Below are 26374 nucleotides of genomic sequence, written 5' to 3'. Positions count from 1 at the left end.
CAACTTATTTTTACGTGGACTTGCACCCAACCACGAAAAATCAATGCTTTGAGAGACTAGAATTGTTGAACTTTTTTATATGCTTACACTGACTCAATCACTTTTCGTTTCAGTTTACCTAGACACTACCTTTCTTCGATGCAGGCTGGGATCTTTTTTTTGTGGTTCCCCCTAAAAATACACCTCTAAAAGAAAAACCTAAAATAGGTGAAAAAAATAAACTAATAATGACTTTATAGTTAATAAGTGATGCATTAGGTCAAAGAGTATACTTTAGCATTTGAGTATACAAATATTACAGGTGTAGGTTTGGGTTAAAGAAAATGGGCAAAAGTGCTTATTTTAAGAAACTTGTACAAAATTCTTCCCTGCTTCTGTTGCTTTCATGCCAAATCAAGCTTATCGGAATAGCCCGTTTTTTAATCGTTATCACGCCATAAAACTATAGAGTCATTTTTAGTTTATTTTTTGAGAGTGGTTTGATTGCTCTATAAAAAATTCTTCAAGAAACGGGTAAAACTTGCGTGCCAAAAACTCAAACTTTTCTCCGATGCGTTTGGACACTAATTATTTAAAACTGACAATTAATTCTTTAATGGACACCAGGGCTTAAAAGCAGGGGCAACTTTTAGAGACGCTATGCGTAGCAAGATCCCCGTAGGGGTACAGACTTACTGTACTGGATGCAATTATTGCTTTCTTACTCAGCAATCTAACTAGGTACTCAGCACTGTTTCGATGAGCAAAAATTAGATAAAGGAATCCTGCAAGTGTTTAAGCCTGAGATAATTGTTGATCGCCAATGGTAGCCGTTGGCAGTGCATCTCTTTACAAAAACCATCGCTTGAAGAATGCGCTGACACATTTGGCGATGATACTATCAAGGTAATTTATCATGATGAATTACACGATTTAATAAACGTGGGCAGTCCAAGTTTACCTAGATGATACGCTTTCCATGAGCAATACAGGGCGGAAAAAAAATTAGCATCTTTCAACTGTTACCAAAGGAAGTGGGAGCAGTTTATCGCCTGTTGCAACTCGAAAGGGACGACTGCAACAGCCACGCTGCTCGAATTTATCGAACTCTACTTAGACGATTCTCAAGATAAGATTGATACAACAGGTGGTAACGATTTAGACGAACGCCTAGACTCAAAGATTAAGGCAAGTGTAGAAGAGTACTTAGCTGCGAGTAATAAAAGTCACAGTAGTCCAAATAATGAAACGATAAGAGCTATTTGCGAAAGACTTGATAAGCTAGAGTCAGAGTTTTCAAATGAATCTAATAGCAACCAAACCATAGTAATTGATAATCTCGCCAATTTAGAAGAAAAAATTGAAAAGATGACAGCCCGAATGACACAGTTGGCTGAGGCGATCATTAAAATTCAAGACTATCTCAACAACCAACAAAAGCGGGGCCAAAAATCGTACTACAACAATTCATCCTTCCAAGGGCATACTCCTCGAATGCAACCGTTAACTGAAGAAGGTTTAGCCAAGAGACTTGGTGTAAGTGAGGAAACTGTACGCAAGGAGCGAATTAAACTCCCCCCACCGCTTTTTGTAGCATGGTGTAAGGGCAAAGATAGATCCGGTGTTGGGTGGGAATTTAACCAAAATACAGGATTCTATCAGCCAGCAAGTTAGTATTTTATCGAAACAGAATACATGCGTCAGTCGCCAGAATGCAGGAGTTGCCTGTTTACCTATCGAGTCCATCAAGCTGAATCCAGCGTGGTGGATTTGATGATTTTTGAGGTGAGCGATGGCTCCTATCTTTGCTGATCTGCTATCAGGCTGTGCTGAATTCTTTTTCAAAGCTTGTTCCATTTTTCAAGGGTGAGACAAGGTTGCAAAGCAGTAGTAGGTATAAATCCACTGGAAGAAACACCGAAATTGTTTAAAGAAGCAATTTCGTCTTCGGCGTTATTGGTGGCTACTCGTATAGCTTTGGTTTTATCTTCAGGAGAAAGTTTATCAATTTTAGCGCTGTCAGGATTTGGAAGGGCAGAACCTTTTGTAAGTGAAAATTCGTGTATTTTGTAAAACTGATCTCCTCCTTCGGGTTTACCCAATTTCAGGCAACCTTTAGATTTGACAAACAAACCAACACTTTGCATATTGGGACTGAAATGACGCTTAGTGACAAACTTCACCTCTTGAACAGGCCCCCAAACAAGGACGGCTTCAGGAAAACCTTTAGCACGGACATCTCGACTTTCTTTACAGCCGTTGTTGTCTCGATCGAGAAACCCTTCACTACAAACTTTCCAATTAACTCTATACAGATCGGGAGTACTGTCAACAAATTTTTTGATTTCGGCAGCTTCTGCTTTTTCCTTTGCAGCAATCAACTCAAGTTCTGTTTCTTTGGCAGTCTGTTCAGGCGTTTTACTCTGGCAAGAGATGATACCACCACCGACGAGCAAAGCTAAAGTAATGGCGATTTGTGAAGTTTTGAAAAGCATATTATTCTCACCTGATAACCGACAATTTATTGTGAGTGAATTAGATAGTAAAAAAGCTAAATTTAGCTCAATATTGAAAAGAAATTTTATGTATTTATGGGATTAATGTGAGCTAAATCTCGTCCTAATAATATATAATGATTCGATTTTAAATAGCAAGCTAAAAAGAGTAATTAACTATTAAAAAACTTAAACTAACTTTTCCGGGTAATTTAATCTTATCCAAAGAAAAAGGCTAATTTTATAACAGGATGTCAACAAAAAGCAATAGCCAGAAGTACGATATTTTTTTAGACTTCGAGCGATTCCTTTGAAGTGGGGGAATATGCCATAGTGTCTAAGTAAGAATTCAGCATGGGCAATAGTCATTGGGCTACACTCATTCAAAATAGCTGAATTCTTTTTCAAGTATGCAATGTATCTTCTTATGGTAAAAAGTTAACTTTTGCAGTAAGAGGAGGGAGAACAAAAAAGTTAGTGGAGAAATGGTAGAAGTTTGGCGATATTGGGAATTTGAGCATCCATCAAGTTGTGTAGTAAGAGTGATAGCAACACCAACAGGGCTAGAGTTATTTGCAGTGGATGTATTGCAAATAGTAGCTCCAATAAATGATGATTTGGTGAGGTCAATAGAAGTTCAGAAACGATTAGTGATGATGGAGAATAATCAAGTGAGTTTGGTATCAACACTCAGCGCTCTATCGATTCACTCATTAATATCACGAACAAGTGTAGTAGAACACAATGTAGTCAGGCAATTTATGCAATGGGTAAGAACAAATGTGATGCCAGTGTTTAAAAATGATGTGACGATGATTGCAATCGAGCAGCCTAAATACTTATTTCAACAAATAGATTATTCTCAAAAAGATTCTTTGATCAAGTATTTGTATTTTCAAAGTAGTGATTCTTGGTCATCAAATAGTATTGATTTATATTTGAAGTTTATTTTTAAAAAGCTTCCATTGCCAGCTAGCTGTCCTCAGACTGTTGATTTAAATGGGATTGAGTTTAGAAGCAGATATTTTCAAGTATTGAAGACAGTACTAAGGTCAGTCAGCAGTTATGAATATATTTATGAAGATTTGGTGATCCGGTCGGAAAATTTATTGATAGCTCAATCATTAGATTTGTTAGTTTATTATCATTTCAGAAAAATAAATGAGTCGGATTTAAATCAGGTACTAGAACAGGGATTAATATTACAAGCTATGGGAACAATGGTTAATAAATCAATTGACAATTTCAAGGATTTAAAACCAATGTATTTAAACCTATTAGACTACTTTTCAGCAGAGATGCTAGCACTGGACTAAACCCCGAAACTGATTAAACATGAAATAGAGGAGAAAATCAGATGACAGCTATTTTAAATGATGAGGCAGAAATCGTTAATGGAGCAGAAGAATTACTCTTGCTAACAGATGAAACAACAGAAGCAGAAAGTACAGAAGATGTACATCAGATACCAGAAGCAGTAACTATAGGTGAAAAAACAGAAGTAGTAAATACAGTCCTGCCACAAACAAAAATCGCAGTTAGCAATAAAAAACAGTGGAGTCGGAGATTAGTGATAGTGACAGGAGATAAAGGAGGAGTAGGGAAAAGTACTTTCGCCAGAGGGTTAGCGCAAACATATTTGGATATGAAAAAAGAATTTTTGGCTTTTGATGCGGACATATCTAATTCTCATTTAAGCAGATTTTATGGCGATAAATGTTTAGTGAGAGAATTAGATTTTTTTACAGAAGGGAATGTAGACATTTTTTTAGATGATTTGAAAGAGTTAATAGAGGATAGTCTAGACACAGAAGGAGCAGTTATTCCCGGAAAGTCTTTATTCTTATTGGAATTACCACCACAGTCCATGAGAATTTTAAAAGATGTTGTACAACAAATGAAATTTTTGTCTACAGTTGATGAATTATATGATATGCGAGTAACAATTGTAGTTGTAATTAGTCGAGTAATGGATTCGGTAAAGCAGTTAATAACTTTATATGATTTTTGTCAAGACCAAGTAGATTATGTCGTAGTGAAGAATTTATTCTTCGGTTCGCCAGACAATTTTGTAAGATATAAAGAATCGTCAGACATAACAGCGATGAGGGATATCTTAGTAGAAAGCAATATTCCCTTTATTGAGATAACGATGCCAGATTTAATAGAACACGCTTATGATTATTTAGATAAGAATAGCTTGACGTTTAATCAAGGAATAGAGCAAAGAGAAAAGCCATCAGTTAAAGGAAGGGTAAGTACTTGGATTAGTAAATTTAAGGAACAAGTTGGATTGGCAAAAAGCATTTTAGGATTAAACGATGTTCCCTAGTTGTAGACGTGTAGTGATGACTGTAGGTGACTCGCGTGTGGGAAAGTCTACAGTTATCAAGTTATTGATTGAACTATTCCTTAGTCAACATCAAACAGTTAAGATTTATAACCATGACAACCGTAATAAGTTCAAAGCTTATGAAGGTATAGTACCAATAGAAAACTTAAATTTTTTCACTGACAACCCGGATTTGGTGTTAGACGATTTACTTAATGACTCATTAGATGTGCTTTTTGTAGATATGCCGGGACAATATATCGAAGAAACCTGTAACTACATATATGAGGCAGATTTTTTTACTGTTTTGGCTGAACTCAACTGGAAGTTAACATTTCTACAGCCAATTTCCCATAGAAGTGATTGCATGGAATATTTTTTGCAGCTACTAGATTTTGCAACGGACAATGCTAATTATGTCATAGTAAAAAATCAACATTTTGATACAAGATTTAAAGAGTACAACCAATTAGTACAGCAAAAATTGCCATTGATTGGGGGCACAGAAATTAGATTAACAGCCTTGCACAGAGATCACTATCAAGGAATGGAGGATTTAAGCAAACCTTACTCACAATGTTTTCATGAGCAATCCCTATATGTGCTATATCGCTCATATATTTATCAGTGGCTAAAAAATTTCTTTGATGCTGTAAAAAATAATCAAGTCGCAAGTATTTACTTAGGAGTATCAGCAGGTGAGAAGATCAGAAATATTGCAGGGGTATTCTGAAGCCGAACAACAGAGGATTGTTGAAACAGCGCATCAAGTGGGGTTAGCAGAAGATGACCCGATGTTTCAAGTCATGGCAACACTTGGCAGATATGAAGAGACAATGATTTCACTGCAAGCACGAATGGAGGCAATGATTGAAGCTTGGGTACTAACAGTCGAAGAGAAAGTGGCGAATACTTCTAAAACAGCCCAATCAATGAACAACATTGTAGTCAGTAATGCTGTGCGTGATGTATTAACTGAACAAATGCCTTTGCTGATACAAGCATCAATATCATCTGCATCCTCGACATCATCGCCAGCAAAAGAGATGCGATTATCTACAGGAAATTCTCAGATGCGTTTTTGGTCTATCTGCGCTCTGGTAGGAGGAGTGACAGCAGCCGGTGCGATGCTTGCTTCATTTACAACTTGGAACGTGATGACTAACTTGGGACAAAATCAATCAGTCATCTTGTCAAACAACGACTTGAAGATTTTACAATGGGTAAAATCTAGCGAAGGTAAGCAAACTTATAAGCTTTTTGTTGATAATCAACAAACTCTGACTGCTTGTCAAGAAGAAAATCGCTTGAAAGGATATTGCTTGATTCAAATGCAAAAGAACAAGAAATAATGGTAAGAATTCAGGAGTCAGGAGCCAGGAGCCAGAATTGACAAATAATGAACTACCCAATAGCTCTCCAGTCTTGGGTTGAAGGTTCTAAGTAGCCAAAACTTTGAGCTTTAATAATGGCATTGACGCGATCTCTAGCTCCCAGCTTCAGAAAAAGGTTGCCAGTGTGGGATTTGACTGTGCTAATACTAATGAAAAGTTGATTAGCGATTTCCCTATTGGAGTAGCCACTGGCAATTAATTTGAGAATTTCAATTTCTTGAGTTGTAGGCAACTCATTATATCTTTTGCCTTTAATTTTTGTACTCTGACGATGGTTCAATTCCAGAAATCTCTTGATAATCGCTTGGTCAAGATATTCTTCGTTTTGATAGATACAACGGATAGCGTTTTTAATCGAGTCGATCTTGGTTGTCTTTAAGAAATATGAATCAGCACCACAGGCAAAAGCTTCGTTAATCATATTTTGACTAGAATAAGCACTGAGGATAATAACTTTGGATAGGGTGTGCTTCTTAATCCTGGTTGCGATTTCCAGTCCGTTGATGTCTGGTAGCCCAATATCAAGTAAGACAATATCAGGATTTGTTGACTGGACTAGCTCTAATCCCTCCAATCCACAGCTAGCCTCACCGCACAGTTCCATGTCTGATTCTTGTGCAATCGCCGTTCTAATGCCAAGTCTACATAGTTCTTGGTCTTCAATTACTACTACCCGAATTGTCATGATAGTCATATTTGCACCGAGAATATTTGCACCGGAAGTTAATCTTTAACCTCTCCTCTTTTTATACCATAAATATTTGAATGAAACCAGTATAATTTAAAAACAAGTATTAGTTGTTTTCCCGATAATTAGAATATAAATATTTGCAAACTAATTTCAGACGCAGGTTTTAAGTAGAACATATATTGCAAAAAATTAGTTATACTTAAAAGTAAAAATATTTGCGAGAAATCAGTTGGTAAGAAAAAATAAATTTCGTTTAGGAGTGGCTATATGTCCCAAGCAAAATTCATAAATAAAATTAATATTTCCACATTATTGCATGACGTATCAAATGCGGTTGTCAATGAGTCAGTTGTTTTAAAGCAAATGATGGATGGAGAGTACGGTAGTACTTTACAAGAGATAAAAACAATTTTGAGATCCTTATGGCAGACAAATAATCAAGTAATTCAGTTGATAGATAGGTATCAAAGTCATCAGTCAAGAGATAGAGTTATCGGGTTGAATCCATCCTTGATTAATGAATTTGATTTTGGCGACTTACTGAATAATTTATATCAAGAGTATACGCCAAAAGTTATTAATCGGGGCTTAAGATTGCACTACGAGACTTGTACAGGATATCTGCATGGAACCAGGGTTAAAGGAGATGCGATACATCTTTATAGAATGTGTTCAAATCTACTTCAAAATGCGCTTTCATATACAGAGACAGGTGATATATTCTTGCGATTGTTGAACCAGGGTGATGACTTGGTAGTTTTAATTGAAGACACAGGTGTTGGTATTGAACCAGAGGATTTGGCGAATATCTTTCTACCTTTTCATCGTGGGACTGTTTCTTCACCTGGCTCCGGGTTAGGATTGTATATTGCAATGATGGTAGCTTATTCTCATGGGCTGAAACTGTCTGTAGATTCCGTTGTCGGTAAGGGAACGATATTTACAATAAAATTTCCCTATCAAGTCAACAATTCTTATGGAGTAGATGCTACAATCCCGAAAAAGCCGAGATTGACTCATGCGCTACCTGGACGACACTAAGCTATGGGACAAGATAGAGTATGTAGTTGGATGTTTGATATTTGCTGGGCTGTTTATTGCTGCGGTTATCACATTCAGCACTGATATATTTGAAGCCACATTCTACATATTTCTTGCAACAATAATTGCTCCTTTTGTGAAAATAAATCCAATATTAAGACGGTATCTCTTAATCAGTGGATTTATATTTGGATTAGTCATGGGGTATTTTAGTTGAATGCGCCTAATCTCCGAGATCGGGATTATCATCTTTATCAAAAGAAAATTCCTGATTTTTATCAGTTTGAATAGGAGGTTGAGCTTGTTGTTTTGTAATCCGTTGCTGATTAAAAGCAACGATTTTTTGTGCTTCTTCAGTTGAGAGGTTATTCAAGGTAATTGTAAACTCGTTAGTGTGGTCTTTATATGCAGCAAAAGCTTTTTGATTCGATTCATTTTTGCGGTTAATATTGATAAACTGTATACCTTCTTTAATAAGTAATTGAAGTCTATAAAGAATACCTTCATAAACGCGGCCTTCATTTTTAGTATCTTGACCTTTAGCAATGATAGTTTGAACAACGGCAGGAATCAGGGACTTTTTGCTAAAGTCATTGCCTTGATGTTGTTTATTAAGCTCTTGATTTGCTGATGTGGAGGGAGTTAAATTAACGTTTGATTCCCCTTGAGCCATCATTTGTTGGAGGAATATATGCTTTCTTTGGGTAATTAGATTTTCAACTCTAGAGAAATCATTAGGCTGCTCCGTCACAGTTTTTTCGGGTTGAGAGCCACCAAACTTTTGAGAATATTCAGCGAGATATTGATTTTTAAGTTGTTGCCTATAATCTTCAATATTTTGAGTGCTTTTGGTCAAAATACCTCTGAGATTATCTTCAAGATTTTGACGTGATTGGGAATCTAATTCAATGGGTGATTGCACCGTAGTCTGTGGCACTCTCTCCATCATGAGAGCCAGCCGATAAGCCATCATATTATTCGAGATTCCGCTCCCACGATTAATGGAGGCGATAGTTTCTCTAACATCTGTGGATTGCATACTAAACTTCCAAGTTGTTTAATTGAGGTTCTGGGTTATGAGGTTTTTCCTGAGTTGGCTTCTGTGTTTCGATGAGATCGATCCTGGGACTATAAAAATTATTAATAGATTGTTCACGTAACAATTTTAAATCCTCTGTAATTTGGCTAAGTGGTGGCAAAATAATATCAGTTTTCCCATTAATAATAATTTCTTCTTTAGTTTGAATTAAAAATTTAAAATAAAGTTGTGACTGCTCACCTAAAGTTAGTTTAGCATTGGGGTCTTTTTGAAATCGCTCACGAAAACCTTCATTACCTTGATTTGCTCCCGATGTCCATCTGGTAGAAGTTTCCAGTAAGCTCCAAACTTCAGCTAATGCAGGATGAAGTGGCAAAGGAATATCACGAGTCGCGTGGGCATTAGCAGCAGAATTAATTGTTGGGATTTGAAGTTTAGTTGCCATCAGCCTGAGTTTGTCAATTTCTAATGAGTTAATAGCCATAGAGTGAACTAGATGACTCATTTGTTCATCAGTACGATTCAATTCTAGGTGTACAGCAACTCTAGTAGTACCGTTATGTTCAGTTTTTAAAAGCTTGATATCACCACTATTTTCATCATTAGAAGTATAAGTAATCCGATAACTACCTAATTCTAAATCGTGAGAATTAAAGGTTTCTAGAGTATTTGTAAGTATTTTTAAAACTTCTAAAGATTTAAAACTTTCAAGAATTTTATGAGTACCATCAGGAGAAAGTGAACTTAGGGTGTTAGCAATTTTCCTGGGGTCTTCATCAAGGTCAGGTAGCTCTTTACCTTGCTTTAAGGTATCTGCAACCGTTAAAAACTCCTGGCGTTCTATAGGTAAAAACTTATCTAAAGGTTTTTGAGTAATATTAATATGATATTGTGAGGCTTCAAACTCCATAATAGGATTATCTAAGTTTGTCGCTTGACGACGATGAATAGTATAAGTAGATTTATTCTTTTTAATAAGAAAAGCATCGGCACGATAAACTGTAGAGCCATCATCTTGTTGAACGCCATAATTCTTGACAAGCTCTCTAGCAGTAAAAGCAATGTCTTGATTTTGTTTAGCTTCTAAAAACTTTCGAGGGATTGTTTGTTTATAAACTGTTACCTGTTTGATATTGACCCAACTGTTAGCAGTAGGTATACTGCTAGATTCAAAAGAATCCTTGTTAAGACTAGAGAGTTTTTCAACAAAAGTTTTGTTATCCTCTATGGTGTCAGAAATAATTTCGGATTGGCGACGACGGCGTTTCAATAGGTTTAATTCATCTAATTCGTCTAATTCATCGACTGATATTGATTCCGTGTTTTGTGAGTTATGAGTGCTGCTCTGTTCTGAAGGCGGACTAACTTGAGATTGAGGGGCTTCGGGAATAATTACTTGATTATTTGTTTGAGAATTAGTTTGCAAACGAGGCGCAATTTTTGACTCTATCTGTTGGGTTAATAATGCCTGTTGTATTCGTATGGATTTGATAATAGCAGCATACAGAGGGCGAGTAGGGGATAAAGGAAGTAGGGAAGGCAGGGGAGTCAGAGAGGCTTCGGGAATAATTACTTGATCATTTGTTTGGGAATTAGTTTGTGGAAAATCTGCAATTTTTGACTCTGTTTGCTGGGTTAATGATGTCTGTTGTACTTGTATAGATTTGATAGCAGCATACAGAGGGTGAGTACGGGATAAAGGAGATAGAGGACGTAGGGGAGGTAGAGGAGGTAGGGGAGATGTGGGGAGTGTGGGAGGTGTGGGAGTTGTAGAAGGTGTGGGAGTTGTAGAAGGTGTGAGGAGAATCTCACTTCCCCCTACACTCTCCGCACTCTTAAGCTTTAACTCTTGTCCATTTTTGAGAAAAATAAATTGTCGCAGGTCAGGTAAAGGGTTATCTTGCTGCCAATCTTCAAAAGAAACCGCCAAGGCTTTGAGCTTTTCATAAGCAGCTGCGCCAAGTGCAGCAATCAAATCGTCAACACCTTTTTCTGGCCCGGGTAAAGTGATTATTTTGACAGCAGCCCTATGATTGAGGAAAAGTTGACTAGTTTTAATCAAAGCTTTGCCGACGTTGACTTGAGTTTTACTTTTAGAATCATGGTCAAAGCAGATTCTGATTTCTCTGTCAGGAGTGGCAAACATGGCAATTTCTGAGCGTAATTTGCTCTCAATTGGATAACCTTGGTCATCTTTAGAGCGATATGCAGCATTAACCCCTGGCAAGCCGATGGCAGCATCTCCTTGAGTCAAAACACTCGCAGCTTTCTTAGCACCTTCAACAATGGTTACTGGTATATTGTGTTTCCACACAGAATACCAAAAACCGGATTGGCGATCGCAGGCGCTTGGATTAACGCCAGCTTTGAAGTAAATCAGTTCAGCAATTTCTTTTGGTACTTCTAATAAGAAGATACTAAGTTCAACTTTGTAGGGATGTTCATATTTGATAAATTTCCCAGTTTTTTGAGGATCTGGTCTAGGAGAATCAGGCTTGTAACAGCCCCAAAGTTTCTCTTTTGGTTTATTCCCAGGTTGTAAATCAGAGAAAGTGCGGGGGTCAACTCCAGCATCACACCACCAACCATCAGTAGAATCAAGATATGCGTAAACTTGGAGAGTTTTATCACCTAAGCGACCAGCATTTTTACGCTCAATCTGGTCACTATACATCAAGTATTCCCAAGATTCATGGCACTGCTCTATGGAATCATAATATAAAGACTTAAAATTAGCAGAGGCAATAATCGGATGAATGGCGCTATCAACTACCAGTTCATGCCAGTGTTTAGGCTCGATATGATTTGGGCGTAAATTAACGAATTCATCCATATTAAAACGAAGTCGGAAGTCGTAGGTCGGAAGTCGGAAGTACGGTATTAAAACGAAGTCGGAAGTCGTAGGTCGGAAGTCCGAAGTACGGTTTTGCAATGGGGATTTTAACCCCAACGCAAAACGCGCAACCCATAGGGGATGGGGATTTTAACCCCTAAGTGTCGGAAATTGTTGTCTTTACTTCCGACTTCCGACTTCCTATTTCCGACTTCGTTAAAACTCTATTTCGGAGCGAGAATCATCAGAGGTTAAAGAATTGTTTGTCCTGGAGTGGGTTATAGATGTATTCGTTGATAATGATTCTGTAGAAGGTGGCGAATGCTGAGGAGGGTTTGTATTTGCTAAAGATTGTTCGACAATTTTTTCAACTTCTTTAGCTTCATCTGGGTCTACTGTTACAAAGTTATTAGTTTTCGGATCAACTTTTGTCCAAGAATAACCTCCACCTCCATCAAGTTTAAGAGCATAAGTATCTTTTCCAAGTTCAATTCTTGCTCTTTTATTCCACTGTTCTACAGTGTCGGCGCAAACATATTTTATTAAAGGTGCTATGACATTTCTGGCAAAATAATCGCTGCTTTTAGCATAACTAGAAACCAGTTGTAAATGCCGTTCATCAAACATATTTCACCTCAGTTCCCATGTTGTTTTATTGAAGGAGGCAGTTCTGACAAAGCCCCAAAGGGGCAGGGTGTGGGGTGTGGGGTGTGGGGTGTAGAGAAAGCTCCAACAACGATCTTCTCTACGAGACGCTGCGCGAACGTACAAGCCCCGTCTTTTAAGACGATTGCATTGCAAAGGCCCGTGGTTTCAAGCCCCCACCAATGCTGTGTTCCCTACTACACCCTACACCCTACCCCCCACACCCTTCTTTTTGACTTCTACCTCCTGCCTTGTGCCTGACTTGATAATATTTATTAAAGATTTTTGTAAAACGTCATACTGCTGTGGTTTAGCACCGAGACAATTTAAGTCAATTACTTCCCCTGATGGCATCACGCGATTAAAGATAAGATGGAATTCTAAGAAGTCTTGATGAAATTTGAGAAAAGTGACATATTGCAAATCATCCCAGCCGATACCTTGGATATATTCATTGAGAATTTGTTTAGAAACATCTAAGGATAGAGTAATTGGGAAACTTTTCAAAGTAATATGAACATAAATTCCGACCTTTTTTAATCTTGATCTTTGCTTACTAAAAACCTGATAACTATTAATTATCCAAGCGGGAGCATGAATGTTAACAAGATTACCGGAGTGAATGGTCAACGTCTGCATTAATTGGTTAATTATCTCAAAATCAGAAAGAGCATATTCTTTAATCATCATTTTCATTGTTTACTATCCTTGGAATTGGAATCTGAGCATTATGAAGCAGAATACAGGAGTCAGGAGTCAAAACAATTCAAAATTCAAAATTCAAAATTCAAAATTATCAAAACCACGTATAAAGCAGAGACTTTAAATAATGATACTGTGCTTTTTATGTCTTCATTAATAAATTAAGGGACTTGTAAGCATTGCTACAATTAAATTTTAAGTTTACAATTTAGAGAATTCAAAATTGTAAAATTATTTAATTAATTTTGAATTTTGAATTGATAATTTTGAATTTCGAGAAGCGACGGTCAGAAGTTAGGAGTCAGAATTTATAAGAAGTTCAGTAGAATTAAAATATTTATTTATTTATTTATTCTGACTCGTGGATTCTGGGTACTGAATTCTTATTTATTGTCTAGAATTGATTTAATTTCTCCAACATTTAAAACTTTATTGTTAGGATTGTTGTCTTGTTTGACAGGTAAAGGGAAACGCTTATTGACATCATCCACTCTCAAATCTAAGTCGTGCTGAGTCGGATATCTTTGAGTACTTCTGCGGGCTAATCTACTGACAACTGGCTTCCATTTTTTTTCGTTGTATCTGTCGATATCGCGGAGAAATTGAGGAATATTGATGCTTTTTAACTGAGGAACAGACCCCTCTTTTGTATTGGAGTATGCAGGATTGATAAAAACACACTTCCCGGCTGGGAGCTTCAAAAACTGGGCGGACTCAAAGAGCTTTTTAGTTTTTTCTTGATCGCTAATGGTATTATTGCTCTTTCCACCACCAGTAGAACGGCTTTTGTGTTTGTACCTAATTTCTTCATCTCCCAGAAAGGAAGAAAACAGTTGTGCTGATTCGTTCTCCCCAGGGTTGAAAATAAATTTTGTACTACAAGCACCAAGGATGGTCTTAGCAACTTCGCGTCCATAATTCTTCTCAAGTTGCCCCATATTCTGCCAGCCGAGGATACCGCAGAAACCCTCACTTCGTGATTCATTAAGCCATCTGAATAAATCAGGTAAATAAAGAGAAGGCAGTTCATCTAATGCAACTATCAAAGGATCTTGCCTTTTTTTGGCTATATTTCGGGCGATGGTCATGTGGAGAACGCTAGTCATCAAGGGTGCAACAGCATCGCGGCGCTCTCTGTCTAAACCAAAGATAATCATTTGTTTACCCTTGATTGAGAGTGGTAAAGTTGTTTTACCAATAAAGCAACCGAGTGTGTTCTTAGCCATGAAGCGGGTAAACATGATACTAGCTGTGGCAACAATGCCAGCAACAGTTTTCTCACTTGCGGCGGAACTGAACAACTGACCAAAGGCAATCTTGACCCAAGGGTTGAGATTAGCAGACATTAACCGGGCAATCATCTGCTCACTAGACAAGATGGCAGCACTGGTCATGACATCTGCTCTATCTCCAAACTCTTTGGTTAACATCAATACAGCTTGGGTTAACTGATCCCCAGAGGGGCCGAAAAATCCATCTTCATTAGAATTGTTTAGAATGCGGAAGTTTTTATTGATGACTGTGGCAATCTGCCGAGCGTTTTCAGCGTCAGAAGAATCTCTTAAAAAGTCCAATGGGTTACAAACTTCGGATTCGGGAAAACCAGGGGCAAAAATATGAACATCGTAGCCAAGAAGTTTAGCATAAGCAGCGATTTTCGCCTGAGATGGATATTTAAAGTCATATAGTAAAATAGGAAAACCTTGGTCAATTGCGGAAAATAACATGGGATTAATGGCACTAAAAGTTTTCCCACTTCCGGGTGCGCCAATAGCAGCAGTTCCCCTTTGCACTTCTGGAACATAAATCGGTAATTTTGGACTACCACTTTGTTTTTTTGTACCTTTGAATTGATGTCTACCAATATATAAAGCGACACTATCACACCGAGGGGATTTTATCTGTTGCAATGCTTTTTTCTTAGCTGTATTAGTTTCCTTTGTTCCTCCCCAATAGCTAGTAGCAATCTTATTTTTATTACTGCCATCGCCAAAAAATACTCTCATTAAAATGTAAGCAGCCAACATACTTATAATTGCTAATCCACTTGGTTTAAACAAATGATGAGTGTACTTGCCAATGTCGCTATATGGATTTTGAAGATGCTCGAATCGAAAAGGTTGATTACTTTGCAAAGTAGTGAAATTATTGCTCATAACGTAACAATTCAGGAGTAACAATAGTTAATTGGGGACGGAATGGAAATAAGAAAAGTGTAAATTATTGATATTCCTGGCTAGGTTCTACATGAATTAGTGCTATTTAATCAGGAACAGTAGAAGGACTACCAAAAATAATTGGGTCTTTTTCATAGTAAGTAATGAATGGGACTGGCCCGATAAAATAGGGGGTACAAGTGCGACCAACAAAGGGAATATTCTTGCAGAAACGGAAAAACATAGCAGTGTTAACGGAACCGGTTGATTCATCTATATCCCAAACAACTTGTTTAAATGATTTGCCAAAGGGATGACGACCAGTTGGCTCAAGGCCACCATTAGCTACAGCTAAAATTCCATAGCCACCTTTAACTTTCTGGACTTGACCCGAAATCCATTGCGCTCCAGTGGTCTGACCAAGACCTGAAGCTTCAAAGTGGGCGCAATTATGGGACTTGCAAGGGACATTAAAACCTTCTTGATAACTGCCAGAAATGCTGCGAATCCGGTTAGCTTCTATATCTCCCAAAGGCAAATCTACTTGCCCAACAAAAGACAGATCCGGCTCTGGTACGGTAGGAAAATTATTCCAAGATAAATCTTTTAATCCGGGAATGTCTGAAATGAGAGTATCTTGCCAATTAGCAAATTCATCAAATGATGAGTTTTCAATTCCCGGAATCGATGTCAGCTTGTATTTAGACAAATCAATTTTATTGCCGAGAGGGATATTGTCGAAGTTGTAATAATTAGCAACATTACCAATTCTTTGATTAGTGCTGATACCCATTTGGCGAAAAAAGTCAGCTATTGGTGCGACATTCCTGGCTGATTGATTAGCTAATTCAGGTATAGCTTTGACTAAATCGCTAAGGGTTTGAGTTTTGATGACTCCAAAATCATCAAGCTTTAAACCATCTAAATCAATAGCTAATGCCTGAGATATCGCCTTGAGGTTAAGCTTTTCAATATTAAGATTAGCATCTTCAAAATCTCCAAGCTCCATAAAATCGCCAATACTTTGTCCAGCTTGCCAAGTTCTAGTCTGATTACCTCTCACGGATGGGTAAGTCACATTACCAGATTCAGATACAATCATGTCTTGAAACTTCATTTTTGACCAGTCTGGAATCAAGCCATTGTTGCTACTGACAAATGGGACTTGTGCCGAGGCTTTGGGCAGTATAAATCCAATTACCTGATTCATAATTCCATATTTCCAAAAACTGTGAATAAACAATCCTCCGAGCAATCCAAACAATATTAAATAGCGAATCGTGTCAAAACTAATTTTGGGCGAACGCTTTGATGATTTCATATTTTTCCCTCTGTGCCGTTTTTTTGTCCAAGCTCGATTAATTTGTTAACTAAATTAAGTGAGACACCAGCCTGAAGAGCAGCAATAGGCATTTGCTCTCCAGCTTGAAAATGAGTCAAGAATTGCTCAATCCGATTATGAAGTTCATCAGATGAGGAGAGCGAACCATTACTAATCGCTACGCTCATCCCCGCTCTAATTTGTTTTATGGTGTTGATAGTTTGTACTAATGGCGATAATTTGGGTCGAGTAACTCTTGAAGATGGTTTATCTGAGATAATTGACACTTGACTGTATTCAGGACGGGAATTAGATGGGGTAACTTGAAAATGGTAAACTTTGCGTGAGCCAGAAGCAGTTTGAGTAATCACTGTAAGCAAAGTTGCACTAGTTTGCGGCAGTCCTGGAACCGGAAGCTTTTTAATCCGGCGTAAGTGAAGTAATCCAGCACTACTGTTTTGACAATTCTGGTCGATTCCCTCTAAACAACCATCAGTGTCAATCAAAACTTGGGAGGGATCGTCAATCCACACCCGCTTTACCATCTCATTGACTTCATAAAATGAAATTGATACGCCCGAACCATTCCAGACCTTAATTTTTTGCAGCTTGGCAGTACTGCCACTAACCTGAGATTGCTTTACGGTGCGGACTGTACTTTGAGCTATCACTTTGATTGGAAGTAAGGACAGTCCAATCGTTAAGAGGAGTATCAGTTTCTTCATGGCAACTCCAGAGAACGGTTCACCAAAAAGGTAATCTTCGTCCCTTGTGGGATATACCAAACATTCTTGTGAGGGGTAATTTGTTGGTTAGAAGCTTCTGCACGGCGAGCAATGGTGTCACTAAGCTTGCCAAAAGCACCTTGCAAGAATGCCCCGCCAATATTGCGCTGGCTGTTTGAAGTCGTGCTAGAGCTAAATGTCCCAGTAGCAGAATTAACTACACTGCTCGTAGAATCAGATTGATTCAGGATTGCTCCTACTTGACCCAAACCACTAACTAATCCCACAGTCAAGTCAGAACCTCCCCCTTTCTTATCTTGGAACTGTTTAGCTAGTAATGGTTTGCCGCCTTCTCCTAATACAGAAATTGCACCGCTACTAATTGGATACTCAGTGTTATCTTTGATAATGCTGGTGACTTGCACAGTTACATAAGAGCCACCATCAACCTGTAGGGGTTCAACGGTAAATATTGTGCCTTTATGAATTGCCACATTTCCATAGTTGTCACGCAAATCAGCCGTTAATCTAGCAACATAGCGTTTAGTATCATCTGGATTTTGCTGTTGTTGGAAGCGATTTTCGCTTTGCTGCTTGATGACTGAAGTCACTAAAACACCATTTGCAAATTCTCCGACAACTAAATAACGAGTTTTACGCTGTTGCAGAATTTGGTTTTCTTGAGGCAAGTAATTACCATCTGCTATTTGTTTATCAGATTTAGAATCGGCTGACCAACGAGGGCGAATTTTCTCAATTTCTGTGGGCGTACTGTTAGAAAAGTTAGGACGTGTTTGCTGTGTTGTATAAGCACTATTAGGTGGCTGTAGTTGAATTCGTGTTGTACTCGGTGCTTGAAAGGATGTTGCCTCTGTTGATATCTGCTGATTATTTGAAGTAGGCGTATAAGCGATTTTTCCGTAAGATCCTAAGCTGCGAAGTCGATTAAATTCGGCTATCACGTCTGTTGGCGTTTCTGTTTTCGGCGTAACAGTCCTAAAAGGATTACTAATTCTTGGCAACGTTGGATTACGAGGTGGTGATGAAATAGTCGGGTTAGTTCTACTCGGAACGTAATATCGTCTAGGGCTAGGACTTTGTGTTTGTGCTACAGGTCTAGCTGTTGATGTTGATGGCGAAGCTGCAACACTTGCAGGCTTATTATTAATTTTAACTTCCTCCTTACTCTGATTAATCTTATTCAATTCATCTTCTTGTTTATTCAAGGCTAATTTGGCATAGACATCACCATCTTGTTGCTCGACTTTCTCCAAGGTTGTGGATGTTTTATCAGCTTTGGCAGTTATCGCTTCTGGACTTCTACCAGGATTGAATATGCCATTAAGAAAATAAAAGATTACTAAAAACCCTAAGCCAAAAGGAATAGCGATTATCCCCAATCTTGACCAAGGAGAAGTAGTGACAGTGTGCTTGGTAATCGATGGAAATTCTTCGGAGTCCTCCGGCTTTTCTCTGCTTTGTCCATCATTTGTATCCTCTGAAAATCTCAAGATTTGATCTATAGTCAAATTCTGGTGTTCGTTTTTTAGTGACATAATTATTAGAGTTTCAAATCATTGATTTGTGTAATTTCTAAACCAGCGCTCCGAGCTTCATAGATTTTCCGAGAAAGTTCAGTGAGAGCAGTAATTTCTTGTGGCGTATTCACTGCTTCGACAGTCACAGTCTTATTGAAGGTAATTCCAAGTCCCGTATTATCAGAAGTTGTAAAAGTCACAATAGTTGCGACGATATCTACTTGCCAGACCCCATCTCTAATTAATCGCGGCTCTCCAATATAACGAGGAATTAAAGACGCTTGCATATTTCCTTGAAATATTCTGCTGGGGGTGAGTTCTGCCAGCTTTTGTAAAAAGGCTGCTCGAAAGTTCTGTTTTTCACTAATTGCAAAAGCAGCTTCATAAGCCTTAGTTGTAACTTTCTTTTTTCCACTTACTGCATCAATATCTATTCCTCTGTCTTGCTTGGTAATTACTTCTCCCTTATGGTTATCAATTTTCACTAACCCATCCCAGCTAAACATTCTAGTGAACGTATCACCAACAAACTTCTTGATTACTTCTGGCGAACGTTGATTTTGGTCTACTGATTTAGCAGTAATAGTTTTGCCATCATCTAACTGTACTAAAGCTAATTGCTTTTTACTTAATCCTCTGATTGCTCCATAATTGAGAAATTGCAATAGTAATGAAAATACTGCACAAGAAAATCCTACTAATGAAATGATTCCAATTCTTGTCGGGACGGATTTATTAAATTGCAGTAGTTGTAATGGCTCTGATTTTCGCTTTTTCGTGTTGACCATATCTCTTATTTCCTAGACTTCGCCAAACTAACACCTCTAGTGATTATTGCAATGCCAGCTTCTGCGGCAATCGCACCATAAGTCTCTGAGGCTTTATTAATTTGTTGTAGCAGGGCTAAACCACCACCTGCGGCTAATCCCGTAGCCAAGAAGGGAGCGCAAATGCCAATTGTAAACAGGAAGAACATGGGTTGATCTGCTTGAGAATCAGAGATTAGTTGCCCAGCAAAACCAACAATCATGTTAAAAGAGAGTTTACATATTCCAATACTGAAATAACCAATCAGCCAAGTGTAAATTGATTTCGCTCCGTAAGGTAATAAAGAACCCCCAACAGCAAGCGGGCCGAGAAATGCTGTAACTAACATTGTTAATTCAATTGCCCATTGATATGAGCCATTCATCGACAGCATCACCAATGAAATTATTGAAGTAACGCCAGAACCAATAAAACCACTAATGGAAGAGAATAATATCTGAACTGGATTTCTTTTATTTTTTATTGCATCAATCGGAGCATCAATGACTTTATCTATCCCATCCATCAGCCATTTAAAGGGGCCACTATTTTGATCAAAAGCAGACGGGTATTTTTGGCTTAAATCTTCTTTAGCCTGTTGTAGACAAGCAATTGATTCATTCGGCTGTAATGAAGAACTGCGACATCTTTCCATTGCTAATCCAATAGCACTACGAGCAGCTGATACCCCTGCTGCTTTTTGAAATGCGACTCTTAAATCTAGCCCTTCAGCCGTTTGTACCAACACCATATTATTTACATTGTTGATGTAGTTCCTAATCCCTAACGTCGAGTTTCCTAGCACTTTGCCATGATTTGACAACAACACCACCACAATCAAGGGCCAGATAAAATCAGTGAAAGCTCGTTGCTCATCGCCATTGATCATTTGCTTTGTCCACTCAATCATGAAAAAAGTTAATGTCGCAACTGCAAATAATGCCCCGACCGTACATATACTGTTGTACAGTTCACCAGCTAAAGTTTTATTCCATAAATCATCAAATCCTGCTGATATGAATACACTTGTTTCAGATGCTTTTTTGGCTAGCTCACCACCAAGCACTTGTTGCGCTAATAAATACATACAAAAATCCTTTCTTTTGCGAATTGCGAATGGGCGAAAAAGCGAATTGCGAACACACCCTTGCACCATTAAGGTGCATAAGTGGGATCTAGCACAGACATACCTACAACTTCGAGATTGAGAGAAATTAATCCTTCTTCTCGAATATCTTCTTTTTGGCGATTTGCTGTTAATTGCTCTGCAATTTGGGTCAGCATCATATTAGACTGTGCGGTATCAGAGCGTGATTGCAATGAATCAGTGCGCTGTTGTGCCAGCATCGAAACCACCAGACTATTTTGGGCTGCTATTACTTTTAAAATATTCTGTGAGGCATTCATATCTTGCGCTTCCTGTCCCAGGTTTGAGGCATCTTGAGCCGTTTGTGTAGTTTGATCTATTTTGTTGGCAGTATCTTGCTGACCAAGTTGCCCTAATACACCAGAGACTGATGCTTTAGTAATTTCTCGCTGTAAGTCTTGTGCCTGCGTCGATGCTGTTGCCCAATCAGAGCCGGATGCTAAGGATACTTTCAAACGCTGACCACTTTCAACTGGATCTGGCGCACCCATCACACCAGTAGCACCATTAATTGCGAAATTAGCATCCTCTTGGGCTGCTGCCCAGAAATTATTAATTTTATCTGAAGCTATACTGCTAATTTGGCTCATTTCGCTCTGAATCTGATTCCTAATTTCAGCCACAAAAGTATTTAAGTCTAGTGATATTCCGTAACTGGGTGCAGTGATTAATAGACTTGTAACTCCACTAGATATAATGGCAGCTAGACTATTTTTTTTAATTCTCTTCATACTGAAATACTCCCTTTTTTACCTTGAATTGATGAAGAAGAATTCTACATTGATGTTACCGAGAAGATTGGAGATTGGAGATTAAAGAAAAGCAGATTGAAAAATCAAGCCCCTTAATTTATTAATGAGGATAATCTATAATCTACCTTCTAAAATCATCAATAAATCTAAAATCTATCAATTCCAAGCCCCTAACTTTAGTTATGGGGTCAATCTGCAATTTGCAACCTACAATCAGTTGACGACTAAGGTTTTAGAATTTAAACTCCTAAGTAATTCTTGGGCTGTTGGAGATAACGGCTCTCCCCGAACCATTCTGATATAATCTTCAGAAAACTTGACTTGTGCGAGTATTGGATTATCTTGATATTTTTTCAAGAATAGAGTTCGTAATTCTTGTTCATAAGGATTGTTAGCGACTGCGGACAATAAACAATGTGCTGGATAATAACGACAGAATGTAAGTTTGCCTGAATCATCCAATAACCACTGTGAGTAAATGCCGGATTTTGTTGGATAGAAAGCCTCTGTACTATTGGTTTGAATGATTTCGTAAGGATATTTAAATCTATCAACAAAGGGATCTACAGCCGAAGATTGGATTCTGCCGATCAATCGGGTTGTAATATTGGCGAAGATTTTCGCAGCGGCTTTGCTTTGGTAAATACTTTCTGGTTCTTGAGCCGAAAGAATCACCCGTATCCCTGCTTTTGCACCATTGGCACAAAGCCTTCCTATTAACTCGGCGATCGCATCAAATTGGAATAGAATCGGCGCTTCATCCAGAAAGAAAATACTGGCTTTAGAAGACAAAGCACGTCGAAGGGCTGCGGCATAAGCCGATAAAGCTAAAATCGCTGCATCTGCCTCACTTGATAAATTCCGCAGTGCAAATACCAGCAACTTAGCATCAGTTCGGAAAGTCGAGGGACGACTAATTGATTCTCCAACTCTTGTGGAGAGCCAGTACTTTAATCTCAATCTGATTTGCTCCAAGGCTGATAAAATTTCCTGGCTATTGCTGGCTATAGAATCTATCTTGAGAAATGCTGGTGAACAATAATTCAAAAAATCTTGTAATGTGGGAGTGTCCAACCAAGCTTTTGTGCCAACTCCTGCGGCTAATGCCAACTTATACCGAACTTTAATTTCGTCATCATTAAAAAACGTTTTCAAGGCTAGGGCAATGATAGATTCAATATTAGTAATCATGGAAGGGCTAACGCCAATGACGCTAGTTCCAATCACCATTGTCATTAAGACTGATTTCAAGAATTCCTTAAAATCATTCAATCTTTCATTAATGGTTTCTTGATCCATCCCCCTCAAATTAGGTAGTTCAAACAAATTGTTCGACTCTTTGGAAATATCAAAGTATGCACCATCCTGACCTAGCAAATTGGTGTAATCACTAAATGTCGATGTCCCGTCTGGTTTGGGGTAATCTAATGCTACTACTGGTATATCTTGAGCAAGTGCAGGTGTTAAAATTCCAGCCACTAGTACTGATTTCCCCGAACGAGTTGCACCAAAAACTGCTATGTTTTTATGCTGTTTGTACAAATCCAGGTGTACTGGTGTACCTCCCTCTTCGGCAATCAACTCAAAGCCAGCCTGATCTCCTGTAGCTGTACGAATCAAAGGCATCAGCCCTGGTGCTTCGGAACTAAAATATGGCAGTCTGCGGTTAAAAGGTTTTGCTAGCAGTGGTTCCCAAACAAAGGGACAACATTGCAACCATGTCTTCCAGGCGTATTCTTTTTCTCGATCTACTGCTGCTGGTCTTAAAAAGTAGGAAGCTAAGTATTTGCAAGCCTGATTGAGTTCTCTTGTTGATTTTCTATGAACAAGAAAAGCTACTCCGGTATAAAGTACAACGCTTCCTTTATAAATGGTTCGTTGCGCCTCTACAGATTCTTCAATATTTATTCCAGCTTTCACATCGATGTTTCCTTTACTTGTTGATAAGGCTGTTGATGTAATTGACTGTTTAGTAAGGCGTTGTAAATTAGTTTTGGTAATCGCTTGATTAGCTTTAGTGATTTGACAGATAATTTCTGTATCTGAGATACTTTCTTTGGAAATTAATTCCCAAAGGTATCGTAATTGAGAGCGTTCATCTATCCAGCCCCCCGGCTTTTGGCTGAAATTCATCACCCCAATATATTTATCTTGAATCTTTACCCATTGCCGATCTAAGAATGGAACAGATTCTTCATTCTCCAAGAGATGATGCCGAATGTGAAAATCACTAGTTTGAGTTTCTACTAATCCTTGAGTCTGACTAATCATTAAAGGATTAGGAATTGGTGTCGGTGATGTCAGATTAAATTGATGCCATAAGACTTTCCAAATATCCTCAGCGCTCAAAACTCTGATTCCTAGTTTCATTTTGTTACTCAGCAACGATTCCCACTGCAAAAAACCATCACTAAATGAATTTTTGAGGATATTTTCAATCCTACTATTGTTAAAAGCGTGAATTTCTCCGGTGAATTTAAACCAAACTTTCTCTAACTTTCGGATTGCCGACTCTACAATGTCTTGGCTTCTTTCTGACTCAGCTAGCGCTGTATAAGTACACCATAATCTTAAAAACTTGTTCTTCCTGACTCCAGAGTGGGTTAGTTCTTTGATTCGTAACCTTTCACTCCTAATTAGCAATTTCAGTTGCTCAAGATCACAATTGGTTTCCATAGACTCTAATTCAGATTGCCTCGAATAATCGTCTGTAAAGGAACCCAAATGTATGGTTAACGACTCTGCTGATGGGATCTCTTTTAAACCTGCCTCTATGCTCTCAAAGATTGGGAGGATTTGCTCAGAGGCTAAGTTAGAATGAATTCCTACACAATCAAAACAGAATTTAATTTGAATTGATTCCCCATTTTTGAGAATTAATGCTCCTATGCTTTTTCTCCCTCCCAAAGCGACATCGCAAACCCCAGCTAAATGGATAATGTCTTCAAAGGGGGTAAGAGTTTTTACTACATTAACTTGCTCGGCTTCTAACCTTTGTTTCTTGATCTTATCTGTCTGCTTTGTTGCCATAAGTTTTATAGTTATTCCGCTTGTATCCTCTGATAATCCGAGGCACTGGCACAAACTTGCCAAAAAATTCTTGATTTGATGACAGTAACCACCATGTAGCCCATCCCCAAGCGATGCTTAATCCTGTGCCTAACCAACTTGTTTTCAATATATAGTTGAAAACAAATACATTTAATATTGCTATAACTGACCAAGGGAAAATCTGATCGGCGGGAAATGGGCCTAATCGGGGTCTATCTCCTAAAATTCTATTTACACTTCTAAATTTATTTTCATCTCTCATCTTTTTTTACTACTTGTTAATATGAAGCATTTCTTGAATCAGGGCACTTTTTCTCATTCAAGAAATGCTGCGACTAAGGTGGTGTTGTTTTTAACAGTTATGAAAACAGGATTCAGGAGTCAGGAGTCAGAAAACAGGGATGAATTCTGTAGGAGTGGCAGAGGAATAAACAGTATTTTTATATCCCTATAAAGAGTGATTCTGACTCCTGAATCCAGAACATCTGAATTCTTCTTCAAGCTCCAGTAATTAGACCAGTAACTAAGTCTCCAACAAAGACTGAAAGTACGATAATTAATGGAGTCCTGGCTAATGTCTGCCAATCTTCATCGTTTCGGGCTGCTTGAACAATTCTTACCAAACTGATACCTACATAAAGTAGAAATAAACCTCTCAATACGTTAAAGAACAATACTATAACTGCTTGTGTTTGCCCGTTACCAGCATTGCCGAAAGCACCAGTCATCCAGGTTTGAGCATTGTTAAAAAACTGGGCTTCGGCTGGCGAAGAAGCAAAATCCAAAAGAAATATTAACGACAGAAATGCAAACAATATTGCATATAAATTTACTCCCCATTTCCGTTGTAGATTTTCAAAATTTGTTAGCAATGCCTGTGTTTGTTTTGGAATTGCAACTGCTATTGCCCCTGCGATCATCAATCCTCCAAGCATTATGTTGTGGACTGACATCTCCAGAATCATTAATGCTCCTGTTACTCCCATCAGCCCAATAGTGCTACCTTCAATCGCTTTCTTTCTTTTTGATGGTAGAACTGCTGTTTGTCTTGTCCCAGAGGTTGTTGTGTTGGGATTTTCGTAGTCTGATATCTGCATAATTTGTGAGTGGATGAAATCTTATCCACATTATTCACAACTCACTTTCAAAATCCTACAGACTCTAGTACAAAAAAAACTAGTCCTTTTGGCTACAGGGAATATTTGTTACAATTTATTAGGTATAGACTCTATTACTAATTTCTGCCCAACTTGAATATTACTAGCACCCGCTTTAAGTTCTAAAACCTGTGTCGCAGCGACACCGTAATAAATTGGACAAGGATTTTTTTGGCATGGTGGTGCATTGCGAATTATTGTTGTCACCAGATTATTTTTAAGGTATATGATATCTAAGGGTACTTTGACTTGGTGCATCCAAAAGGGTACATTATTATACTCTCGACCTAAGTTAAACAACATTCCGCGATCGCTCTCTAGATTATTTCTCCATTTGAGTCCAATCTCAAGTTCTTGTGGTTTATTTGCCGCCTCTAAATAAAAAGTCTGGTTATTGTGAATAAGTTTATACTGAAGAGGCAATTTTTGGGGACGAGTTTCGATATAAGATACTACTGCTGTGAACAAAATTACTGATATTCCAGCTAGTGGCCCAGCAATGTTTAGCATCTTAAAGCCAGCAACGTACCAATTGATTTTCGATTGAAACTTTAGTATTTGCATAAAAC

The 26374-nt window shown here is 38.2% G+C and carries 23 protein-coding genes; 6 read left to right on the top strand and 17 right to left on the bottom strand.

The features are described from left to right. Positions 1-1347: 1347 nt before the first annotated feature. Complete coding sequence (locus ACWATR_RS33780; RefSeq protein ID WP_460342768.1) at positions 1348-1653, top strand: hypothetical protein; 306 nt, start codon at positions 1348-1350, stop codon at positions 1651-1653. Between the two features lie 167 nt (positions 1654-1820). Here ACWATR_RS33780 and ACWATR_RS33775 read toward each other — a convergent pair whose 3' ends face one another. Continuing rightward, positions 1821-2474, bottom strand: coding sequence for a hypothetical protein (locus ACWATR_RS33775; RefSeq protein WP_460342765.1), 654 nt, complete (start codon positions 2472-2474; stop codon positions 1821-1823). Between the two features lie 485 nt (positions 2475-2959). Between ACWATR_RS33775 and ACWATR_RS33770 the strand changes: the two genes are divergently transcribed. Genes ACWATR_RS33770 through ACWATR_RS33755 form a run of 4 tightly spaced genes read left to right on the top strand, consistent with a single transcriptional unit; the run spans position 2960 to position 6158 of the window. After that, complete coding sequence (locus tag ACWATR_RS33770) at positions 2960-3790, top strand: hypothetical protein (RefSeq protein WP_460342762.1); 831 nt, start codon at positions 2960-2962, stop codon at positions 3788-3790. Positions 3791-3831: 41 nt separating this feature from the next. Next, positions 3832-4806, top strand: coding sequence for a nucleotide-binding protein (locus ACWATR_RS33765; RefSeq protein ID WP_460342759.1), 975 nt, complete (start codon positions 3832-3834; stop codon positions 4804-4806). A gap of 16 nt (positions 4807-4822) precedes the next feature. Further along, positions 4823-5539 carry a hypothetical protein gene (locus tag ACWATR_RS33760; RefSeq protein ID WP_460343288.1) on the top strand — a complete coding sequence of 239 codons (717 nt, stop codon included), beginning with the start codon at positions 4823-4825 and terminating at the stop codon, positions 5537-5539. Then, on the top strand, positions 5505-6158 hold the full coding sequence (locus tag ACWATR_RS33755; RefSeq protein WP_460342756.1) for a DUF6753 family protein: 654 nt from the start codon (positions 5505-5507) through the stop codon (positions 6156-6158). Before ACWATR_RS33760 ends, ACWATR_RS33755 begins: the two co-directional genes overlap by 35 nt. Positions 6159-6210: 52 nt before the next feature. Here ACWATR_RS33755 and ACWATR_RS33750 read toward each other — a convergent pair whose 3' ends face one another. After that, complete coding sequence (locus ACWATR_RS33750) at positions 6211-6894, bottom strand: response regulator transcription factor (RefSeq protein WP_460342753.1); 684 nt, start codon at positions 6892-6894, stop codon at positions 6211-6213. Positions 6895-7158: 264 nt separating this feature from the next. Here ACWATR_RS33750 and ACWATR_RS33745 point away from each other — a divergent pair, with 264 nt between their 5' ends. After that, positions 7159-7932, top strand: a complete 774-nt coding sequence (locus ACWATR_RS33745) for a sensor histidine kinase (RefSeq protein WP_460342750.1) — start codon at positions 7159-7161, stop codon at positions 7930-7932. A gap of 223 nt (positions 7933-8155) precedes the next feature. Here the strand turns inward: ACWATR_RS33745 and ACWATR_RS33740 are convergent, their stop codons facing one another. From ACWATR_RS33740 to ACWATR_RS33670, 15 genes are all read right to left on the bottom strand, one after another. Then, positions 8156-8971, bottom strand: a complete 816-nt coding sequence (locus tag ACWATR_RS33740; RefSeq protein WP_460342747.1) for a hypothetical protein — start codon at positions 8969-8971, stop codon at positions 8156-8158. A 1-nt stretch (position 8972) separates the two neighbouring features. Beyond that, on the bottom strand, positions 8973-11804 hold the full coding sequence (locus ACWATR_RS33735) for a DUF3854 domain-containing protein (RefSeq protein ID WP_460342744.1): 2832 nt from the start codon (positions 11802-11804) through the stop codon (positions 8973-8975). Positions 11805-12020: 216 nt separating this feature from the next. After that, positions 12021-12431: a hypothetical protein gene (locus ACWATR_RS33730; protein ID WP_460342741.1), complete on the bottom strand. Its 411-nt coding sequence runs from the start codon at positions 12429-12431 to the stop codon at positions 12021-12023. Between the two features lie 222 nt (positions 12432-12653). Next, positions 12654-13145, bottom strand: a complete 492-nt coding sequence (locus ACWATR_RS33725; protein ID WP_460342738.1) for a relaxase/mobilization nuclease domain-containing protein — start codon at positions 13143-13145, stop codon at positions 12654-12656. A gap of 389 nt (positions 13146-13534) precedes the next feature. Then, on the bottom strand, positions 13535-15307 hold the full coding sequence (locus ACWATR_RS33720; protein ID WP_460342735.1) for a type IV secretory system conjugative DNA transfer family protein: 1773 nt from the start codon (positions 15305-15307) through the stop codon (positions 13535-13537). Between the two features lie 106 nt (positions 15308-15413). Continuing rightward, entirely contained in the window at positions 15414-16628 is a 1215-nt protein-coding gene (locus ACWATR_RS33715; RefSeq protein WP_460342732.1) for a hypothetical protein, read from the bottom strand. Continuing rightward, a complete protein-coding gene (locus ACWATR_RS33710) occupies positions 16625-17353 on the bottom strand; it encodes a hypothetical protein (RefSeq protein ID WP_460342729.1) in 729 nt (242 codons plus the stop codon). Before ACWATR_RS33710 ends, ACWATR_RS33715 begins: the two co-directional genes overlap by 4 nt. Continuing rightward, complete coding sequence (locus ACWATR_RS33705) at positions 17350-18909, bottom strand: TrbI/VirB10 family protein (protein ID WP_460342726.1); 1560 nt, start codon at positions 18907-18909, stop codon at positions 17350-17352. The genes ACWATR_RS33710 and ACWATR_RS33705 overlap by 4 nt, the downstream gene beginning before the upstream one ends. 5 nt (positions 18910-18914) lie before the next feature. Continuing rightward, complete coding sequence (locus ACWATR_RS33700; protein ID WP_460342723.1) at positions 18915-19679, bottom strand: hypothetical protein; 765 nt, start codon at positions 19677-19679, stop codon at positions 18915-18917. A 5-nt stretch (positions 19680-19684) separates the two neighbouring features. Next, complete coding sequence (locus ACWATR_RS33695; RefSeq protein ID WP_460342720.1) at positions 19685-20785, bottom strand: hypothetical protein; 1101 nt, start codon at positions 20783-20785, stop codon at positions 19685-19687. Positions 20786-20853: 68 nt separating this feature from the next. After that, a complete protein-coding gene (locus ACWATR_RS33690) occupies positions 20854-21576 on the bottom strand; it encodes a hypothetical protein (protein WP_460342717.1) in 723 nt (240 codons plus the stop codon). Positions 21577-21810: 234 nt separating this feature from the next. Continuing rightward, complete coding sequence (locus tag ACWATR_RS33685) at positions 21811-24627, bottom strand: hypothetical protein (RefSeq protein ID WP_460342714.1); 2817 nt, start codon at positions 24625-24627, stop codon at positions 21811-21813. After that, positions 24605-24910, bottom strand: coding sequence for a hypothetical protein (locus ACWATR_RS33680; protein WP_460342711.1), 306 nt, complete (start codon positions 24908-24910; stop codon positions 24605-24607). Before ACWATR_RS33680 ends, ACWATR_RS33685 begins: the two co-directional genes overlap by 23 nt. A 235-nt stretch (positions 24911-25145) precedes the next feature. Further along, a complete protein-coding gene (locus ACWATR_RS33675) occupies positions 25146-25745 on the bottom strand; it encodes a hypothetical protein (RefSeq protein ID WP_460342708.1) in 600 nt (199 codons plus the stop codon). A gap of 108 nt (positions 25746-25853) precedes the next feature. Then, positions 25854-26369, bottom strand: a complete 516-nt coding sequence (locus ACWATR_RS33670; protein ID WP_460342705.1) for a DUF192 domain-containing protein — start codon at positions 26367-26369, stop codon at positions 25854-25856. Between the last annotated feature and the right edge of the window lie 5 nt (positions 26370-26374).

The organism is Nostoc sp. UIC 10890, assembly GCF_054786515.1.
This window is presented reverse-complemented; position numbering and strand designations above follow the sequence as displayed.